The sequence below is a fragment of the Pseudomonas sp. R3.Fl genome (genome assembly GCF_023516765.1).
In the GTDB taxonomy this organism is placed as follows: Bacteria; Pseudomonadota; Gammaproteobacteria; order Pseudomonadales; family Pseudomonadaceae; genus Pseudomonas; species Pseudomonas citronellolis.
Genome location: NZ_JAMGSO010000001.1, coordinates 2,902,377 through 2,917,984, shown reverse-complemented (window position 1 = coordinate 2,917,984; position 15,608 = coordinate 2,902,377). Strand labels below are relative to the sequence as shown.

At 67.7% G+C, this 15,608-nt stretch carries 20 protein-coding genes; 19 read left to right on the top strand and 1 reads right to left on the bottom strand.

Features of this window, described 5'->3' with window-relative positions:
* Positions 1–92 precede the first annotated feature (92 nt).
* The 19 genes from M8R19_RS12815 to trpC all read left to right on the top strand — a co-directional run bounded on the left by M8R19_RS12815 (position 93) and on the right by trpC (position 14,240).
* Positions 93–419, top strand: a complete 327-nt coding sequence (locus M8R19_RS12815) for a GPW/gp25 family protein (protein ID WP_043269256.1) — start codon at positions 93–95, stop codon at positions 417–419.
* Positions 416–1,306 carry a baseplate assembly protein gene (locus M8R19_RS12810; protein WP_069862271.1) on the top strand — a complete coding sequence of 297 codons (891 nt, stop codon included), beginning with the start codon at positions 416–418 and terminating at the stop codon, positions 1,304–1,306. The genes M8R19_RS12815 and M8R19_RS12810 overlap by 4 nt, the downstream gene beginning before the upstream one ends.
* Positions 1,299–1,913, top strand: a complete 615-nt coding sequence (locus tag M8R19_RS12805; protein WP_249917971.1) for a phage tail protein I — start codon at positions 1,299–1,301, stop codon at positions 1,911–1,913. The genes M8R19_RS12810 and M8R19_RS12805 overlap by 8 nt, the downstream gene beginning before the upstream one ends.
* A complete protein-coding gene (locus M8R19_RS12800) occupies positions 1,904–3,394 on the top strand; it encodes a phage tail protein (RefSeq protein WP_249917970.1) in 1,491 nt (496 codons plus the stop codon). The genes M8R19_RS12805 and M8R19_RS12800 overlap by 10 nt, the downstream gene beginning before the upstream one ends.
* Positions 3,395–3,404: 10 nt before the next feature.
* Positions 3,405–3,920, top strand: coding sequence for a DUF4376 domain-containing protein (locus tag M8R19_RS12795; RefSeq protein WP_249917969.1), 516 nt, complete (start codon positions 3,405–3,407; stop codon positions 3,918–3,920).
* 95 nt (positions 3,921–4,015) lie between these two features.
* Complete coding sequence (locus M8R19_RS12790) at positions 4,016–5,173, top strand: phage tail sheath subtilisin-like domain-containing protein (RefSeq protein WP_249917968.1); 1,158 nt, start codon at positions 4,016–4,018, stop codon at positions 5,171–5,173.
* Positions 5,174–5,185: 12 nt separating this feature from the next.
* On the top strand, positions 5,186–5,689 hold the full coding sequence (locus M8R19_RS12785; protein WP_043269248.1) for a phage major tail tube protein: 504 nt from the start codon (positions 5,186–5,188) through the stop codon (positions 5,687–5,689).
* A gap of 10 nt (positions 5,690–5,699) precedes the next feature.
* The gene (locus M8R19_RS12780; RefSeq protein ID WP_009615639.1) at positions 5,700–6,011 is read left to right on the top strand and encodes a phage tail assembly protein; all 312 of its coding nucleotides are present in this window, start codon (positions 5,700–5,702) and stop codon (positions 6,009–6,011) included.
* Between the two features lie 158 nt (positions 6,012–6,169).
* On the top strand, positions 6,170–8,092 hold the full coding sequence (locus M8R19_RS12775) for a phage tail tape measure protein (RefSeq protein WP_249917967.1): 1,923 nt from the start codon (positions 6,170–6,172) through the stop codon (positions 8,090–8,092).
* 28 nt (positions 8,093–8,120) lie between these two features.
* Positions 8,121–8,957 (top strand): phage tail protein, encoded by an 837-nt coding sequence (locus M8R19_RS12770; RefSeq protein ID WP_249917966.1) that lies wholly within the window; start codon positions 8,121–8,123, stop codon positions 8,955–8,957.
* Positions 8,941–9,147, top strand: a complete 207-nt coding sequence (locus tag M8R19_RS12765) for a tail protein X (protein ID WP_009615647.1) — start codon at positions 8,941–8,943, stop codon at positions 9,145–9,147. Before M8R19_RS12770 ends, M8R19_RS12765 begins: the two co-directional genes overlap by 17 nt.
* A 46-nt stretch (positions 9,148–9,193) precedes the next feature.
* Positions 9,194–10,210 (top strand): phage late control D family protein, encoded by a 1,017-nt coding sequence (locus tag M8R19_RS12760; RefSeq protein ID WP_249917965.1) that lies wholly within the window; start codon positions 9,194–9,196, stop codon positions 10,208–10,210.
* Positions 10,211–10,221: 11 nt separating this feature from the next.
* A complete protein-coding gene (locus tag M8R19_RS12755; protein ID WP_249917964.1) occupies positions 10,222–10,839 on the top strand; it encodes a glycoside hydrolase family 19 protein in 618 nt (205 codons plus the stop codon).
* Entirely contained in the window at positions 10,836–10,970 is a 135-nt protein-coding gene (locus M8R19_RS33185; protein ID WP_283939461.1) for a hypothetical protein, read from the top strand. Before M8R19_RS12755 ends, M8R19_RS33185 begins: the two co-directional genes overlap by 4 nt.
* A 12-nt stretch (positions 10,971–10,982) precedes the next feature.
* Positions 10,983–11,195 (top strand): hypothetical protein, encoded by a 213-nt coding sequence (locus tag M8R19_RS12750; protein WP_249917963.1) that lies wholly within the window; start codon positions 10,983–10,985, stop codon positions 11,193–11,195.
* Positions 11,192–11,452, top strand: a complete 261-nt coding sequence (locus M8R19_RS12745; RefSeq protein ID WP_249917962.1) for a hypothetical protein — start codon at positions 11,192–11,194, stop codon at positions 11,450–11,452. The genes M8R19_RS12750 and M8R19_RS12745 overlap by 4 nt, the downstream gene beginning before the upstream one ends.
* A gap of 312 nt (positions 11,453–11,764) precedes the next feature.
* Positions 11,765–12,361 (top strand): aminodeoxychorismate/anthranilate synthase component II, encoded by a 597-nt coding sequence (locus M8R19_RS12740; protein WP_074984283.1) that lies wholly within the window; start codon positions 11,765–11,767, stop codon positions 12,359–12,361.
* The gene (trpD, locus tag M8R19_RS12735) at positions 12,358–13,407 is read left to right on the top strand and encodes an anthranilate phosphoribosyltransferase (protein ID WP_043269234.1); all 1,050 of its coding nucleotides are present in this window, start codon (positions 12,358–12,360) and stop codon (positions 13,405–13,407) included. Before M8R19_RS12740 ends, trpD begins: the two co-directional genes overlap by 4 nt.
* Positions 13,404–14,240, top strand: a complete 837-nt coding sequence (gene trpC / locus M8R19_RS12730) for an indole-3-glycerol phosphate synthase TrpC (RefSeq protein WP_249917961.1) — start codon at positions 13,404–13,406, stop codon at positions 14,238–14,240. The genes trpD and trpC overlap by 4 nt, the downstream gene beginning before the upstream one ends.
* 476 nt (positions 14,241–14,716) lie before the next feature.
* On the opposite strand, the gene crp is transcribed toward trpC, so the two are convergent.
* Positions 14,717–15,364: a cAMP-activated global transcriptional regulator CRP gene (crp, locus tag M8R19_RS12725; RefSeq protein WP_043269230.1), complete on the bottom strand. Its 648-nt coding sequence runs from the start codon at positions 15,362–15,364 to the stop codon at positions 14,717–14,719.
* Between the last annotated feature and the right edge of the window lie 244 nt (positions 15,365–15,608).

Sequence of the window (15,608 nt, the reverse complement as noted above, 5' to 3'; positions counted from 1 at the left end):
TTTCATCCACAGGCCCGCCATGCGCGGGCCTCTTCGTTTCTGGAGAACAGCATGGGCAAGCACAACCGCCCGCCACAGGGGAGGGCGCGGCCATGATCGGCATGGACAGGCGCAACGGCCAACCCCTGGGCGGCCTGGCGCACCTGAAACAATCCATCGAGGACATCCTCGGCACGCCCCTGGGCAGCCGGCGCATGCGCCCGGAGTACGGCAGCCAGCTGCGGCGCATGGTCGACCTGCCGCTCAGCGAAGGCTGGAAAAGCGCGGTGCAGGCCGAGGTCGCCCGTTCCCTCGGGCGCTGGGAGCCGCGCATCCGCCTGCAGTCGGTGAAGGTCAGCGCGGTGCTCGATGGCCGCGTCAGCCTGCTGTTGAGCGGGCTCTACCAGGGTGACGGTTTCCAGCTGGAGGTGCAGGCATGAGCATCATCGACCTGTCGCAGCTGCCGCCGCCGGACGTGGTGGAAAGCCTGGACTTCGAGAGCCTCTACCAGGAGCTGCTGGAAGCCTTCCGCGCGGCCATGGGCGAAGGCTGGGACGCCGCGCTGGAGTCCGATCCGGTGGTCAAGCTGCTGGAGCTGGCGGCCTACCGTGAGCTGCTGCTGCGCGCCCGCATCAACGACGCCGCGCGGGCAGTGATGCTCGCCTACGCCACGGGCAGCGACCTCGAGCAACTGGCCGCCGGCTACAACGTGGCGCGCCTGGTGATCCAGCCCGCCGATCCGTCGGCGGTGCCGCCGCTGGAGGCGGTGCTGGAGAGCGACGACTCGCTGCGCAACCGCACCCAGCTGGCCTTCGACCAACTGTCGGTGGCCGGGCCGCGCAATGCCTACGTGGCCTTCGCGCTGGGCGCCGACGGGCGCATCGCCGATGTCTCGGCGATCAGCCCCGCGCCCTGCGAGGCACTGATCAGCGTGCTGTCCCGCGAAGGCGATGGCAGTGCTGCCGAGGACATCCTCGAAGCAGTGCGCCTGGCGCTGTCCGACGAGGACGTACGACCGGTGGGCGATCGCGTCACCGTGCAGTCGGCGAGCATCGTCGACTACCGGGTGGAGGCGGTGCTCTACATCTACCCGGGGCCCGAGGCCGAGCTGATCCGCCAGGCGGCGGAAGCCTCGCTGCAAGGCTACATCGCCACCCAGCGCCGGCTCGGCCGCGACATCCGCCGCTCGGCGCTGTTCGCCGCGCTGCATGTGGAGGGCGTTCAGCGCGTAGAGCTGGCGCAGCCGGCCGCCGACGTGGTGCTGGACGCCACCCAGGCCGCCTATTGCACCGGCTACGCCATCAGCGTGGGAGGCTCCGATGAGTAGCCGCCTGCTGCCCAGCAACGCCACGCCGCTGGAACGGGCGCTGGCCGACGTGCAGGTGAGCGATCTACCGATCCCGCTGCGCGAGCTGATGGACCCGCAGCGCTGCCCGCTGGCGCTGCTGCCCTACCTGGCCTGGGCCTGGTCGGTGGACCGCTGGGACCCGGACTGGGCCGAGCCGGTGAAGCGCAAGGCGATAGCCGCGGCGTTCCGTATCCACCAGCACAAGGGCACCATCGCCGCGCTGCGCCGGGTGATCGAGCCGCTGGGCTACCTGATCGAGGTGATCGAGTGGTGGCAGAGCGCGCCCATGGGCGAGCCGGGCACCTTCGGCCTGCGCATCGGCGTGCTCGACAGCGGCATCAGCGAAGCCATGTACCAGGAGGTGGAGCGCCTGATCGACGACGCGAAGCCGCTGACCCGCCACCTCATCGGGCTGGACATCAGCCTGGAAACCCAGGGGCCGATCTACGTCGGCTCCGGCCAATACGACGGCGACATCACCACCGTCTACCCCTATCTCCCGGACGTCATCGAGACCCGCGGCGGCTACGGCCTGCCCGGCCGGGAACACACCATCGACCAACTGAGCGTCTACCCATGGCCGTGACCTACTACGCACTCCTGACCACCATCGGTGCCGGCAAGCTGGCGAATGCCACCGCGCTGGGCACCACCCTGAAAATCACCCAACTGGCCGTCGGCGACGGCGGCGGCAACGTCCCGACCCCGGACGCCAGCCGCACCGCGCTGGTCAACGAAGTCCGCCGCGCGCCGCTGAACCAACTGAGCGTCGACCCGGCCAACGCCGCGCAGATCATCGCCGAGCAGGTCATCCCCGAGGACGTCGGCGGCTGGTGGATCCGCGAGATGGGCCTGTACGACGAGGCCGGCGCACTGATCGCCTACGCCAACTGCGCGCCGTCCTACAAACCGCAACTGGCCGAAGGCAGCGGCCGCACCCAGACCGTGCGCATGGTGCTGATCGTCAGCAATACCGCATCGGTGGAGCTGAAGATCGATCCGAGCGTGGTGCTGGCTACCCGCGAGTACGTGGACAGCGCCATCGTCAGTGCGATGAACAAGCTGGATCAGAAGCAGTCGGTGCGTGTTGCGACCACCGCCAACATCACCCTGAGCGGCTTGCAGACGCTGGATGGCGTGGCGCTAGCTGCTGGCGACCGGGTGCTGGTGAAGAACCAGACCAACGCGCCGGACAACGGCATCTACCTGGCAGCCAGCGGTGCCTGGAAGCGTGCGGGGGATGCGGATGCAAGCGTCGAGGTGACGCCGAACCTGACTGTTGCGGTGGAGGAGGGCAGTACCCTGGCGGACAGTATCTGGCAACTTACCACCAATGCCCCGATCGTGCTGGGGACCACTGCGCTGGTGTTCCAGAACATCACTACCGGGTTGGCGCCGTTGGCCTCGCCGGTGTTTACCGGGAATCCGACGGCACCGACGGCGGCGCAATTCGATAATGATACTTCGTTGGCGACTACTGCGTTTGTGCAACGGGCCTTGGGAAGTTTCGCAGGTGTAAATACCTATAGTGGTAGCCAGACACTGTCTGCTGTTGATGTTGGAAAAGTCGCAAGCTTCAGTCTATCGGCCAATGCGACAGTCACTCTGCCTAGTACAACTTCGTTCCCCGATGGAGCGACTCTGAGCGTATTCAACGCCTCGCAAAACTTTTCCATCACGTTGGCTGGACCAATTGCCGGGCCAACAAGCGAGACTCGAGTGATTACGGGGCAGGGAATAAGGCAACTCTGCAAGATGGGCGCCTCCTGGGTTGCCTACTCGGGTGAGAGCCTATCTCTATTGGCTCCGACGGGCTATCAGCGTCTGCCCTCTGGCCTGATTCTGCAGTGGGGAGCTTTTTCCTTGGGGGCTGCGGCGGGTGCCAATCAGAATATTTTGTTCCCTGTCGCTTTCCCAAATACAGGGCTCGCTGTATGGACAGGTGTCATCAATGCAGCTTTTGACATGATTGGTTCTTCTGCTCTGACTAAGACCGGGGTGTTGATTGCCAAAGGCAATTCGGATACCTCGGACCGAAGCGGGTATTGGTTTGCGATCGGATACTAGGGGCTATGAAATGATCTATTTCAGTGAAAGCGAAAGTGGCTTTTACCTATCCGATATTCACACGATGATTCCTGCGGACGCGATAGAAATTAGCCAAGAGCGGTACGAGGAGCTTCTCAGAGGGCAATCCGCAGGGCTTCATTTAGTTAGTCAGAGTGGAGCTCCGTTGCTCCAAATCCCGGTTCTTGATACGAGCACTGGCACTATCCATACGAGGATCGCTGCTAGACGGTGGTATGAGGAAACGAGGGGTATTGTCGTAGATTCCATAACGCTCAGCACCGAGCGAGAGAGTCAGTCTCAATTGCTCGGAATAGCGTTGTTGGCTGCTTTCGACCCGAGCTACAGCTGTAGTTGGAAATGCAGTAGTGGATTTGTCGAGCTCAATGCCCAACAAGTTCTGGCTATAGCGAAGGCAGTCCGCGCCCACGTCCAAGCCTGCTTCGACCGCGAAGCCGAGCTCCTGGCCCATCTGGAAGCTGGCACCTTCGAGGAATCCATGCTCGACCAGGGCTGGCCCGCCTGAGCCAACGCCCATCGCAATCCAGCCCACCGCACCCGCGGCCCGGGCCAACCAAGCAACCGCCTACCGGCGGTTTTTTTATGTCTGGAGAAAACCCTATGAGCTTCTTTCACGGCGTTACCGTGACCAACGTCGACGTCGGCGCGCGCACCATCGCGCTGCCGTCGTCCTCGATCATCGGCCTGGTGGATACCTTCACCCCGGGCGCTCCGGCCACCGCCGAGCCGGATGTGCCGGTGCTGCTGACCAGCCTGCGCGAGGCCGCTGCCGCCTTCGGCGCGGGCTCGGCGATCTACAAGGCCTGCACCGCCATCTTCACCCAGGCCTCCGCTGTGGTCGTCGCGGTCGGTGTGGTCGAGGTCGAGGACCCGGCGCAGCAGACCTCGGCGATCATCGGCAGCGTCACCGAGTCCGGTCAGCGCACCGGCCTGCAGGCGCTGCTCGACGGCAAGTCGCGCTTCAACGCCCAGCCGCGCCTGCTGGTGGCGCCGCAGCATTCCGCCACCGAGGCCGTGGCCACCGCCATGGACGCCCTGGCCGGCAAGCTGCGCGCCATCGCCATCGTCGACGGGCCGAACAGCACCGACGAGGCGGCCATCGCCTATGCCGGCGAGTTCGGCAGCAAGCGCGTGTACCTGGTCGACCCCGGCGTGCAGTACTGGGACACCGAGGCCAGCGCCACCGCCGACGCTCCGGCCTCGGCCTACGCCGCCGGGCTGTTCGCCTGGACCGACGCCGAGTACGGCTTCTGGTCCTCGCCGTCGAACAAGGTGTTCACCGGCATCACCGGCACCACCCGTCCGGTGGAGTTCCTCGACGGCGACGCGACCTGCCGCGCCAACCTGCTGAACAACGCCAACGTCACCACCATCATCCGTGACGACGGCTACCGCCTGTGGGGCAACCGCACCCTGTCCAGCGACCCGAAGTGGGCCTTCGTGACCCGCGTGCGCACCCTCGACATGGTGATGGACGCCATCCTCGCCGGGCACAAGTGGGCGGTCGACCGCGGCATCACCAAGACCTACGTCAAGGACGTCACCGAGGGCCTGCGCGCCTTCATGCGCGACCTGAAGAACCAGGGCGCGGTGATCGACTTCGAGGTCTATGCCGACGCGGAACTCAACACCGCCAGCCAACTGGCCCAGGGCAAGGTGTACTGGAATATCCGCTTCACCGACGTGCCGCCCGCCGAAAACCCCAACTTCCGCGTGGAAGTCACCGACCAGTGGCTCACCGAAGTCCTCGACGCCTAAGGAGCAACACCCATGATTCCGCAAACCCTGAGCAACACCAACCTGTTCGTCGACGGCGTCAGCTTCGCCGGTGACGTGCCGTCGCTGACCCTGCCCAAGCTGAGCATCAAGACCCAGGACTACCAGGCCGGCGGCATGGACGCGCCCATCGCCCTGGACATGGGCCTGGAGAAGATGGAGGCGAAGTTCTCCACCAACGGCGCGCGCCGCGAGGCGCTGAACTTCTTCGGCCTGGCCGACCAGAGCGGCTTCAACGGCGTGTTCCGCGGCTCCTTCAAGGGCCAGAAGGGCGACGCCGTGCCGGTGATCGCGACCCTGCGCGGCATGCTCCAGGAAGTCGACCCGGGCGACTGGAAGGTCGGCGAGCTGGCCGAGTTCAAGTTCAACGTGGTGGTCAGCTACTACAAGCTGGAGGTCGACGGCCGCGAGGTCTTCGAGATCGACCCGCTGAACTCGGTGCGCCGCGTCAACGGTGTCGACCAGTTGGCCGCCCTGCGCGGTCACCTCGGCCTGTGAGGTGCGCGCCATGACCCAAGCACAACCGGCCTGGCTCAGCCTGGGCGCCGACGCCGCCACCGTGCGCCTGTCGCGCCCGGCGCAATGCAACGGCGTCAGCGTCGACAGCCTGACCCTGCGCGCCCCCACGGTGCGCGACATCCGCCTGGCCACCCGCGTCGGAGGCGATGCGGAGGAGCGCGAGCTGCAACTGTTCGCCTCCCTCGCCCAGGTCAGCGCCCAGGACCTGGAGGGGCTCAAGCTCAGCGACTACCAACGGCTGCAGAACGCCTACTTTCGCTTGGTGCGCGAAGACGGCGACGAGCCCGGCGCGGATGCGTGAGCTGGCGCGGCGCCTGGCCCGCGAACTGGGTTTCGGCGCCGCCGACCTCGACGGCATGAGCCAGGGCGAGCTGCTCTGGTGGCTGGGCGAGGACGCTGCCTGAGGGCGCGGGAGCGGCGTGCATGCGCCGCTCCCGCCTTTGATGGATGGAATGAGCGATGAGCGAGAAACAGAAGATCAGCATCGTGCTCGGCGGGGTGCTCGACGCCAGTTTCGGGGCGGTCGTGGCGGACGCCAAGGCGCGTGTGGAAGCGCTCCGGCGCAGCAGCGAGCGTGCCTTCGACCTCCAGGGCCTGGTCGGTGAAACCCGCGACCTGCAGGCGGAATACCTGCGCCTGCAGCGCATCGGCGACGCCCAGGCGGGCACGACCCTGCGGGCACTGGAAGGCAACCTGGCGCTGCTCAAGCGGCACGGCCTGGAGGTGGGCAACCTGTCGAAGCTGTATGAGCGCCTGGGCCGCAGTGTGCGTGGTAGCGAACTCAGGGCCCGGGGCTGGGAGCAGCTGGAGAGCGCCGGCCGCCGCTTCGGCGAGCTGGGCAGGTTCGGCAGCGCCATGGGCGTGCCCATCGGTATCGCCGCGGATTACCAGGAACGCATCCGCGCCCTGGCGATCCGTGGCGGTATCGCCGGCACCGCGCAGGAACGGCAGCTGTCGCAACGGATACAGGAAAGCGCGCAAGGCAGCGGGATGAGCCGGGACGACAGCGCAAGCCTGCTCGCTGCGCTGATGGACAGTGGCATGCGGCAGCAGGACGCCCAGGCGCTCCTGCCGTTGGCGGCGAAATTCGCCCGCAGCCAGGGCGCCGGGCTCGCCGACACCGCGGCGCTGCTGCGCAGCCTGCAGGTGAAGGCCGGGCTCGATACTCCCGCCGAGCTGGCGAAGACGCTGGACTCTCTGGCCTTCCTCGGCCAGCAGGGCGAGTTCGAGACGGCGGACCTGGCGCGCCACCTGCCGGAACTGTTGTCCAGGGCGCACCCGCGAAAGGGGCAGGGCAGCAAGGCTGTCGTTCGCCTGGGGGCCATGCTGGAACTGCAGATGCGCAAGAGCGGTTCGCCCGAAGAGGCAGCCGAAAGGGTGGGCAAAGGGCTCAAGGGCCTGCTGCCGGCCTCGGGTGGCGGGAAGGAGTTGCAGCACCTGCAAGCGCAGGCCCTGAAGGCCAGCGGAGTGGTCGACAGCCTTCTCCTCCAGCGCAATGACACGACCTCGGCCCGCATCGGTGCGGCGCGGGCATCCAGCGAGACGCTGCTGGGAGCCGTCGGCGATGCGCTCGTGCCCTATGTGGACCCTGCGCTGGAGGTAGGCTCCGAGGCTTTCCGCCGCGCGACGCAACTGGTCAACGAGAACCCCGGCGTGGTGGCTTCGGCGGTGGGCCTGTTCGGTGCCTACAAGGGTGGCCGGGCGCTGTTCGAAGCGGGGCGCGGCGCTGTGAACCTGGCGCGGGGCGGCCTGCTCGGTGCGCGAGCCGGGAAGCTGCCGGAGATCGCGCTGCGCACAGGCAACACGGTGAGTGGAGTGCCCGCCGTGCTCGACGCGGCCGGCAAGGGCGGTGCGCAACTGGCCCGCGGCGGTCGCCTGCTGCTGCGCGGTGCCGTACCGCTGAGTGCCGGGCTGGCCGTGCTGGGCGCCGTGGAGACCTATGCCAGTGACGGCTCCGCCCAACAGAAGGGCGAAGGCTATGGCGGTGCCGCCGGCGCCCTGGTGGGAACCGCGCTGGGCGCTGCCGTGGGCTCGATAGTCCCGGTGGTGGGCACGGCCATCGGCGGTGCGCTCGGCGGCTTGCTGGGCGAGAAGCTGGGCGGCTGGGGCGGTGGCAGGCTCGGCGCCTGGCTGGGCAAGGAGAGTGCAGCGGCGAAGGCCGAGGCCGCCAGTGCGCCCGAAGCGAAGCTGCCTCCCGCCGCGCCAGCGATACCCCCGGTGCAGAACTGGCACTTCTCCCCGCAGATCACCCTGAACGTCGGCGGCGGTCTGTTCGAGCCGCGCCTGCTGGCCGAACAGCTGCTGCCGCAACTGCGCCGGCTGCTCGACGAATTCAACAGCCGCCAGCGCAACGACAGCCTGTTCGACCTGCCGAGGCTCTGAACGGCGACATGACGAATGAGGAGCCAGCATGGCTTACATGGAGCAACTACAGGCCGGCCTGCGGTCTATCGGCCAGGCCATCGAGGCCGGCCGCCGCGAGCTGAAGGGCACGGTCGATCCACTGGACCAGGCCATCGGCGAACTGCAGGACGCCAGCGGCCAGCTGGAGAAACTGCTGGGCCTGCCGCCCGGCGTGTCGGCGCAACTGCAGCGCGTGATGCGCGGCATCGACCAGGCCAATGCGCGGCTGGACAGGGTGGTGGCCGTCTATTCGAAGGCCGAGCGCGCCGTGCAGCGGGTGGACGAGCGGCTGGACGCGCTGGGCCAGCAGGCGGCGCGGGCTGGTCAGGCGATCAACCGCATCGCCGGGGCGATCAGCCCGAAGCTGGCCAACATCATCCCCAGCGAGCTGCTGGCGCCGCTGACCACGCCGGCGGCGGAAGCGGTCAAGCCGCAGCCCCACCTGCTGGTGATGCGGCCGCTGGCGCCGAACGCCACGCCCTTCTACTTCAACCTGTCCACCGCGGCCTTCGACAAGCTGGTGCGCGACACCCAGTACAGCTGGGTGCCCCAGGCGCGCCTGGACCGGCGCCCGGCCCTGCAGTCGCCGGGGCAGGGCGCGGAGACGCTGAGCCTCAGCGGCACCATCGCCACCCTGCTGGGCGCCGGCGTCGGCCAGCTGCAGAAGCTGCGCGACATCGCCGCGCGCCGCGAGCCGCTGAGCCTGAGCAACTGGTCCGGCCAACTGCTGGGCAACTGGTGCATCACCCGCATCGGCGAGAACCAATCCAGCCTGCTGAGCGACGGCGTGCCGCGCAGCCAGGCCTTCACCCTGGAGTTCACCCGCTATGGCGACGATCTGTAGAACCGCGGACGGCGACTGCCTGGACAGCCTCTGCCAGTACCACTACGGGCACCTGCTGGGCAGCGTGGAAGCCGTCCTCGAAGCCAACCCCGGCCTGGCCGACGAGCCCCAGCCGCTGCGCGCCGGGCTGCTGATCCGCCTGCCCGAGCTGCCGCCCCCCAGCGACCCCCGGGTACGCCTGTGGGACTGACCCCCGACCCCGCTCCGGCGGGGTCTTTCCTTTCCGGAGGCCTGAAGTGCGCCCGACCTTCCGTCTGCTCGCCAACGGCAGCGACATCACCCACCTGCTCAGCGACCGTCTGCTCAGCCTGGTCCTGACCGACAAGCCGGGCCTGGAGTCCGACACCTTCGAACTGGTCCTCGACGACCGCGACGGCGCCATCGCGCTGCCCGCGCGCGGCGCCTGGCTGGACCTGTTCCTCGGCTACGCCGGGGAGGAACTGGCGCCCATGGGCCGCTACCGGGTGGATGCGCTCCGCTTCGACGGGCCGCCCCGCCGGCTGACCCTGAGCGGCCGTGCCGGCGACATGCACGGCGAGGGCAAAAGCACCCGCTGCGCCGCCTGGGAGAACGCCAGCCTGGCGCGGATCGTCTTCGACCTGGCCGCGCGCAACCACTGGAGCGCACGCTGCCCGGTGCAGGTGAACGTCGCCCGCGCGGAGCAGTTGAACGAATCGGACTTCAACTTCATCACCCGCCTGGCCCGCCAGCACGACTGCACTGCCAAGCTGGCCGACGGCCTGTTGCTGGTGCTGCCGCGCCAGGCCGGGGAGAGCGCCTCCGGGCGCGCCATCGCGCCGCTGGAGCTGATGCCGGGCGATGTCGGTTCCTTCGACCTGCGCCTCGACGACCGTACCGTCTACCGCCGGGTGAAGACCTGCTACCAGGACCCGGCCAGCGGCGCCATGCGCCAGGTGGCGCTGGAAAACCCGAAGGCGCCGGAGGACGTCAGCGCCGAGTTCATCGACCGCCATCCCTACCCGGACCGCGGCGCCGCCGAGCAGGCGGCCAGGGCGCGGCTGGCCGACTTCAACCGCGGCAGCGCCTTCGTGCGCCTGCAGATGCCCGGGCGCAGCGACCTGTTCGCCGAGCGCGGCGTGCGGCTGAGCGGCTTCAAGGACGGCCTGGACGGCGAGTTCCTCACCGACTCGGTGGAACAGCGCCTGGATGCCAGCGGCTGGAGCACCACCATCACCTGCAACGGCGGCGCCCAGGGCAAGGCCGATGCCGCGGGTGGCAAGGGGCGCAGCTGAAGGAGGGCAGCATGGAGATCACCGACCAACAACTGCTGCAGCTGTTTCCCCGGGCCGGCCAGGCCCTGCCCTGGCTGGCGCCGGCGATGCGTGCCCACGGGGTTGACCGAGCGCCGCGCGTCGCCGCTTTCCTCGCCCAGGTCGGCCACGAGAGCGCCGGGCTGACGCGCCTGGTGGAAAACCTCGCCTACGGCGCCCAGGGCCTGGCGGACACCTGGCCGCGGCGCTTCCGCAACGCCGCCGGCAAGCCCACCGCGCTGGCTTGCCGACTGGCCTACCAACCCCAGGCCATCGCCAACTTTGCCTACGCCGGGCGCAACGGCAACGGCGACGAGGCCTCCGGCGATGGCTGGCGCTACCGCGGCCGTGGCCTGCTGCAGATCACCGGCCGGGCCAACTATCGGCGCGTCGGCATGGCGCTCGGCCAGGCCTTCGAGGCTCACCCGGAATCGCTCGCCGAACCGCACTGGGCCTGCGAATCGGCGGCCTGGTGGTGGGCGGCCGGGGGCCTGAACGAACTGGCTGATGCCGGCCGCTTCGAGGACATCACCCGGCGCATCAACGGTGGCCTCAATGGCCTGGCCGAGCGCCGGAAACTGTGGCGACGGGCGCAGGAGGTGCTGGGATGAGCCTGTACCGGAAGCTCGCCGTCGTCCTGCTCCTGATCGGCCTCGGCATTGCCGTGGGCGCCTGGCTCGCGGCCTGGCACCTGCGTCCGCAACTGGACGCCGCCCGCGTCGAGGGTGTGCTCTGTGCCTAGGGCAGCAGCGCGTTGCAGGCCCAATTGATCGAGCAGAACCGCCGCCTGGATGAACTGGCGCTCGCCGCGCGGAAGCGCGAGATCGACGCCGCGCAGGCGCTGCGGGCGGCCCAGGTGCAGGCGGATGCCCACGAGGCGGCCGCCCAGCGCCTGCTGGCGGGGCACAGCGACGGTGAGGACTGCGCCGCAGCACGCCGGCTCATCGACCAGGAGCTGGCGCCATGAAAATCCTCCTCCTCGCCGGTCTGTCGCTGCTCACGGCCTGCACCGTAGCGGCGCCAACCCAACCGGCCGCGCTCGAAGTGCGGGTGCCGATAGCCATTCCCTGCCGGGCGCCGGCTGTCCCCATTCCGGTGTTCGCCACTTCCCTCCTGCATCCTTCCGACTCGCTGCAGACCAAGGTCCGCGCACTGCTCGCGGAGCGCCAGCAGCACCTGGGCTACGAGGCCCGCCTGCGCGCCGCGCTGGAGGCCTGCCGCTAGCCGCCCGCCGGCTCCCGGCGCCGCGCGGGCCCGTGCGGCTTGCGTTGCCGGGCGGCCATCGGCTACTGTTCGGCAATCATCTGGCGAGATCGCTACCGTGATTCACCGCAACAGCATCCTCATCTCCCTCCTCAAGGCATTCGCCCGCTGGCGCTGGCGCGCCTGATTCCTTCTTTCCCGGCCCTCGCGCCGGTCCCTTCCCCGCGTTCGTCCCCCCATCCGCTGGCATAATGGCCAGGTCCTGCCCAGGCCGCCCCGGGTGCGCCGGCGACGCGAACCGAAAGCAGTGCAATCATTGAGGTCCGAGCAGACATGCTGCTGATGATCGATAACTACGACTCCTTCACCTACAACCTGGTGCAGTACTTCGCCGAGTTGAAGGCCGACATCCACGTCATTCGCAACGACGAGCTGAGCGTCGAGCAGATCGCCGCGCTGAACCCCGAGCGCATCGTGCTCTCCCCCGGGCCCTGCACCCCCAACGAGGCGGGTGTGTCGCTGGAGGTGATCCAGCGTTTCTCCGGCAAGCTGCCGCTGCTGGGCGTATGCCTGGGGCACCAGTCCATCGGCCAGGCCTTCGGCGGCGACGTGGTGCGCGCGCGCCAGGTCATGCACGGCAAGACCAGCCCGGTGTTCCACACCGACCAGGGCGTGTTCGCCGGCCTGAACAACCCGCTGACGCAGACGCGCTACCACTCCCTGGTGGTCAAGCGCGAAACCCTGCCCGAGTGCCTGGAGATCACCGCCTGGACCGCCCATGACGACGGCTCCGTGGACGAGATCATGGGCCTGCGCCACAAGACGCTGAACGTCGAGGGCGTGCAGTTCCACCCCGAGTCCATACTTTCCGAGCAGGGCCACGAAATGCTGGCCAACTTCCTCAAGCAGCAGGGCGGAGTGCGCGCATGAACATCAGGGAAGCCCTCGACCGCGTGGTCAACCAGCTCGACCTTTCCACCGAGGAAATGCAGGCGGTCATGCGCGAGATCATGACCGGCCAGTGCACCGACGCGCAGATCGGCGCCTTCCTCATGGGCATGCGCATGAAGAGCGAGACCATCGACGAGATCGTCGGCGCGGTCTCGGTCATGCGCGAGCTGGCCGACGGCGTGAAGCTGCAGAGCCTGGACCGCGTGGTCGACGTGGTCGGCACCGGCGGCGACGGCGCCAACATCTTCAACGTGTCCTCGGCCTCGGCCTTCGTGGTCGCCGCCGCCGGTGGCAAGGTGGCCAAGCACGGCAACCGCGCCGTGTCCGGCAAGAGCGGCAGCGCCGACCTGCTGGAAGCCGCCGGCATCTACCTGGACCTGAAGTCCGAGCAGGTGGCCCGCTGCATCGAGAGCGTCGGCGTGGGTTTCATGTTCGCCCAGGTCCACCACAAGGCCATGCGCTACGCCGCGGGCCCGCGGCGTGAGCTGGGCCTGCGCACCCTGTTCAACATGCTCGGCCCGCTGACCAACCCGGCGGGCGTGCGCCACCAGGTGGTCGGCGTGTTCAACCAGGCGCTGTGCCGGCCGCTGGCCGAGGTGCTCAAGCGCCTGGGCAGCGAGCACGTGCTGGTGGTGCATTCGCGCGATGGCCTGGACGAGTTCAGCCTGGCCGCCGCCACCCACGTCGCCGAACTCAAGGACGGCGAGGTGCGCGAGTACGAAGTGAAGCCGGAAGACTTCGGCATCCGCAGCCAGACGCTGATCGGCCTCACCGTGGACAGCCCGCAGCAGTCCCTGGAGCTGATCCGCGACGCCCTCGGCCGGCGCAGGACCGAGGCCGGGCAGAAGGCCGCCGAGCTGATCGTGCTCAACGCCGGCGCCGCGCTCTACGCCGCCGACCTCGCCAGCACGCTGCACGAGGGCATGCACCTGGCCCACGATGCCCTGCACACCGGCCTGGCCCGGGAAAAAATGGACGAATTGGCCGCCTTTACCGCCGTTTACCGAGAGGAGAATGCACAGTGACTGTGCCCACGGTTCTGCAGAAGATTCTGGCCCGCAAGGCCGAGGAAGTCGCCGAGCGCCGCGCGCACGTCTCCTTCGCCGAGCTGGAGCAGCGCGCCCGCGCCGCCGACGCGCCGCGCGGCTTCGCCGCGGCGCTGCTGGCGCAGGCCCAGCGCAAGCAGCCGGCGGTGATCGCCGAGGTGAAGAAGGCTTCGCCGAGCAAGGGCATCCTGCGTGAGAACTTCTCGCCCGCGGACATCGCCCGCAGCTACCAGGAAGGCGGGGCTACCTGCCTGTCGGTGCTGACCGACATCGACTACTTCATGGGCAGCGACGCCTACCTGCAGGAAGCCCGCGCCGCCTGCGCGCTGCCGGTGATCCGCAAGGACTTCATGATCGACCCCTACCAGGTGGTCGAGGCCCGCGCCATCGGCGCCGACTGCATCCTGCTGATCGTCTCCGCGCTGGACGACGCGCGCATGGCCGAACTGGCCGCGGTGGCCAAGGAACAGAGGCTCGACGTACTGGTCGAGGTGCACGACGGCGATGAGCTGGAGCGTGCGCTGAAGACCCTGGATACCCCGCTGATCGGCATCAACAACCGCAACCTGCACACCTTCGAGGTGAGCCTGGATACCACCCTCGACCTGCTGCCGGAGATTCCGCGCGATCGCCTGGTGGTGACCGAGAGCGGCATTCTCAACCGTGCCGACATCGAGCTGATGGAGGTTAACGAGGTATATGCGTTCCTGGTTGGCGAGGCGTTCATGCGCGCCGACGATCCGGGGGTAGAGCTCAAGCGGCTGTTCTTCCCTGAGCGTCGTGCGGCGGTATTGGGGGCTGATCCGGACTGATTCTGGGGGGCGCAATCAGGAAGGCTGGCATTATTGTAATGCTGGTCTCTTGAGTCGTGCATGGGATCGGCAAAGGTGTTCGGCCTTGGCTTTCGATCTCTCTCCCTGAAGGGCGAGGGGGCTATGCGGAGCGAGCGGCGAAATTCCCGCGAACGCGGAACGTAGGGCGCATAACGCCTACGGCGTTATCCGCCGAATCGCGGACGGAGTCCGCTCCTACGGTTCCAGGGAAGCACGGGCGTAGGAGCGGACTTTGTCCGCGATTGGATGACCGGCCACGCCGGGCGTCCCAGGGGCATAGCCAATGGCGGATAACCGCGAACGGTTATCCGCCCTACGTTCCGCGTGAATGGGGGGCGATTCACAAGCGAAGCTATTTCCCATCCCGTAGGAATAGCTGGTGAGAACGCCGTTCCCCATGCAGGGAAACGGCGTTCTTTCTCAAGTGAATGGCATTACACCTTGAAGTCCGGGCTTCAGCGGGTGCCGAACACCACCATGGTCTTGCCCTTCACGTGCACCAGGCCCTGCTCCTCCAGGCTCTTCAGCACGCGGCCGACCATCTCCCGCGAGCAGCCGACGATACGGCCGATCTCCTGGCGGGTGATCTTGATCTGCATGCCGTCGGGGTGGGTCATGGCGTCCGGCTGCTGGCACAGGTCCAGCAGGGTGCGGGCGACGCGCCCGGTGACGTCGAGGAAGGCCAGGTCGCCGACCTTGCGCGTGGTCTTGCGCAGGCGCTCGGCCATCTGGCTGCCGAGGGTGAGGAGGATCTCCGGATCCTGCAGGCAGAGTTCGCGGAACTTGGTGTAGCTGATCTCGGCGACCTCGCATTCACCCTTGGCGCGAACCCAGGCGCTGCGTTCCTGGGCGGCGCTGCCGTCCTTCTCGAACAGCCCCATCTCGCCGAAGAAATCACCGCTGTTGAGGTAGCCGATGATCATTTCCCGGCCATCGTCGTCCTCGATCAGGACGGTGACCGAGCCCTTGATGATGAAGAACAGGCTTTCGCAACGATCCCCGGCGTAGATGATGGTGCTCTTTGGGGTGTAGCGGCGGCGGTGACAGTGTGCGAGCAACTTGTCGAGGTTTTTGTGTTTGGGTGTAAGGGTAATAGCTACCATGCCCGAGTCCCGAAATTATAAGAATGGCCCTGTGCACGACAGGCGCTTTTGTCGAGTTGTTATGTGTCGTCCCTGGCTGGCTTACCGTGACGTTACGACGCTCTCCCCCGAGCATCGGTGCCGCAGCTCGATGGCTGGCGGTCTTTTTTAATGGCAAGAGCTTAAACAGACGTTCTGGCGCCGACAATCAAAAGCTGGTCGGGCTGTCAATTTAACCTCGTGAGTGTGCCAGTAAAATGACGCC

Excerpts from the sequence above, each read along its gene's own strand:
- M8R19_RS12815 (WP_043269256.1), top strand. The coding sequence starts at position 93 with ATGATCGGCATGGACAGGCGCAACGGCCAACCCCTGGGCGGCCTGGCG.
- M8R19_RS12810 (WP_069862271.1), top strand. The coding sequence starts at position 416 with ATGAGCATCATCGACCTGTCGCAGCTGCCGCCGCCGGACGTGGTGGAA.
- M8R19_RS12805 (WP_249917971.1), top strand. The coding sequence starts at position 1,299 with ATGAGTAGCCGCCTGCTGCCCAGCAACGCCACGCCGCTGGAACGGGCG.
- M8R19_RS12800 (WP_249917970.1), top strand. The coding sequence starts at position 1,904 with ATGGCCGTGACCTACTACGCACTCCTGACCACCATCGGTGCCGGCAAG.
- M8R19_RS12795 (WP_249917969.1), top strand. The coding sequence starts at position 3,405 with ATGATCTATTTCAGTGAAAGCGAAAGTGGCTTTTACCTATCCGATATT.
- M8R19_RS12790 (WP_249917968.1), top strand. The coding sequence starts at position 4,016 with ATGAGCTTCTTTCACGGCGTTACCGTGACCAACGTCGACGTCGGCGCG.
- M8R19_RS12785 (WP_043269248.1), top strand. The coding sequence starts at position 5,186 with ATGATTCCGCAAACCCTGAGCAACACCAACCTGTTCGTCGACGGCGTC.
- M8R19_RS12780 (WP_009615639.1), top strand. The coding sequence starts at position 5,700 with ATGACCCAAGCACAACCGGCCTGGCTCAGCCTGGGCGCCGACGCCGCC.
- M8R19_RS12775 (WP_249917967.1), top strand. The coding sequence starts at position 6,170 with ATGAGCGAGAAACAGAAGATCAGCATCGTGCTCGGCGGGGTGCTCGAC.
- M8R19_RS12770 (WP_249917966.1), top strand. The coding sequence starts at position 8,121 with ATGGCTTACATGGAGCAACTACAGGCCGGCCTGCGGTCTATCGGCCAG.
- M8R19_RS12765 (WP_009615647.1), top strand. The coding sequence starts at position 8,941 with ATGGCGACGATCTGTAGAACCGCGGACGGCGACTGCCTGGACAGCCTC.
- M8R19_RS12755 (WP_249917964.1), top strand. The coding sequence starts at position 10,222 with ATGGAGATCACCGACCAACAACTGCTGCAGCTGTTTCCCCGGGCCGGC.
- M8R19_RS33185 (WP_283939461.1), top strand. The coding sequence starts at position 10,836 with ATGAGCCTGTACCGGAAGCTCGCCGTCGTCCTGCTCCTGATCGGCCTC.
- M8R19_RS12745 (WP_249917962.1), top strand. The coding sequence starts at position 11,192 with ATGAAAATCCTCCTCCTCGCCGGTCTGTCGCTGCTCACGGCCTGCACC.
- M8R19_RS12740 (WP_074984283.1), top strand. The coding sequence starts at position 11,765 with ATGCTGCTGATGATCGATAACTACGACTCCTTCACCTACAACCTGGTG.
- trpD (WP_043269234.1), top strand. The coding sequence starts at position 12,358 with ATGAACATCAGGGAAGCCCTCGACCGCGTGGTCAACCAGCTCGACCTT.
- crp (WP_043269230.1), bottom strand. The coding sequence starts at position 15,364 with ATGGTAGCTATTACCCTTACACCCAAACACAAAAACCTCGACAAGTTG.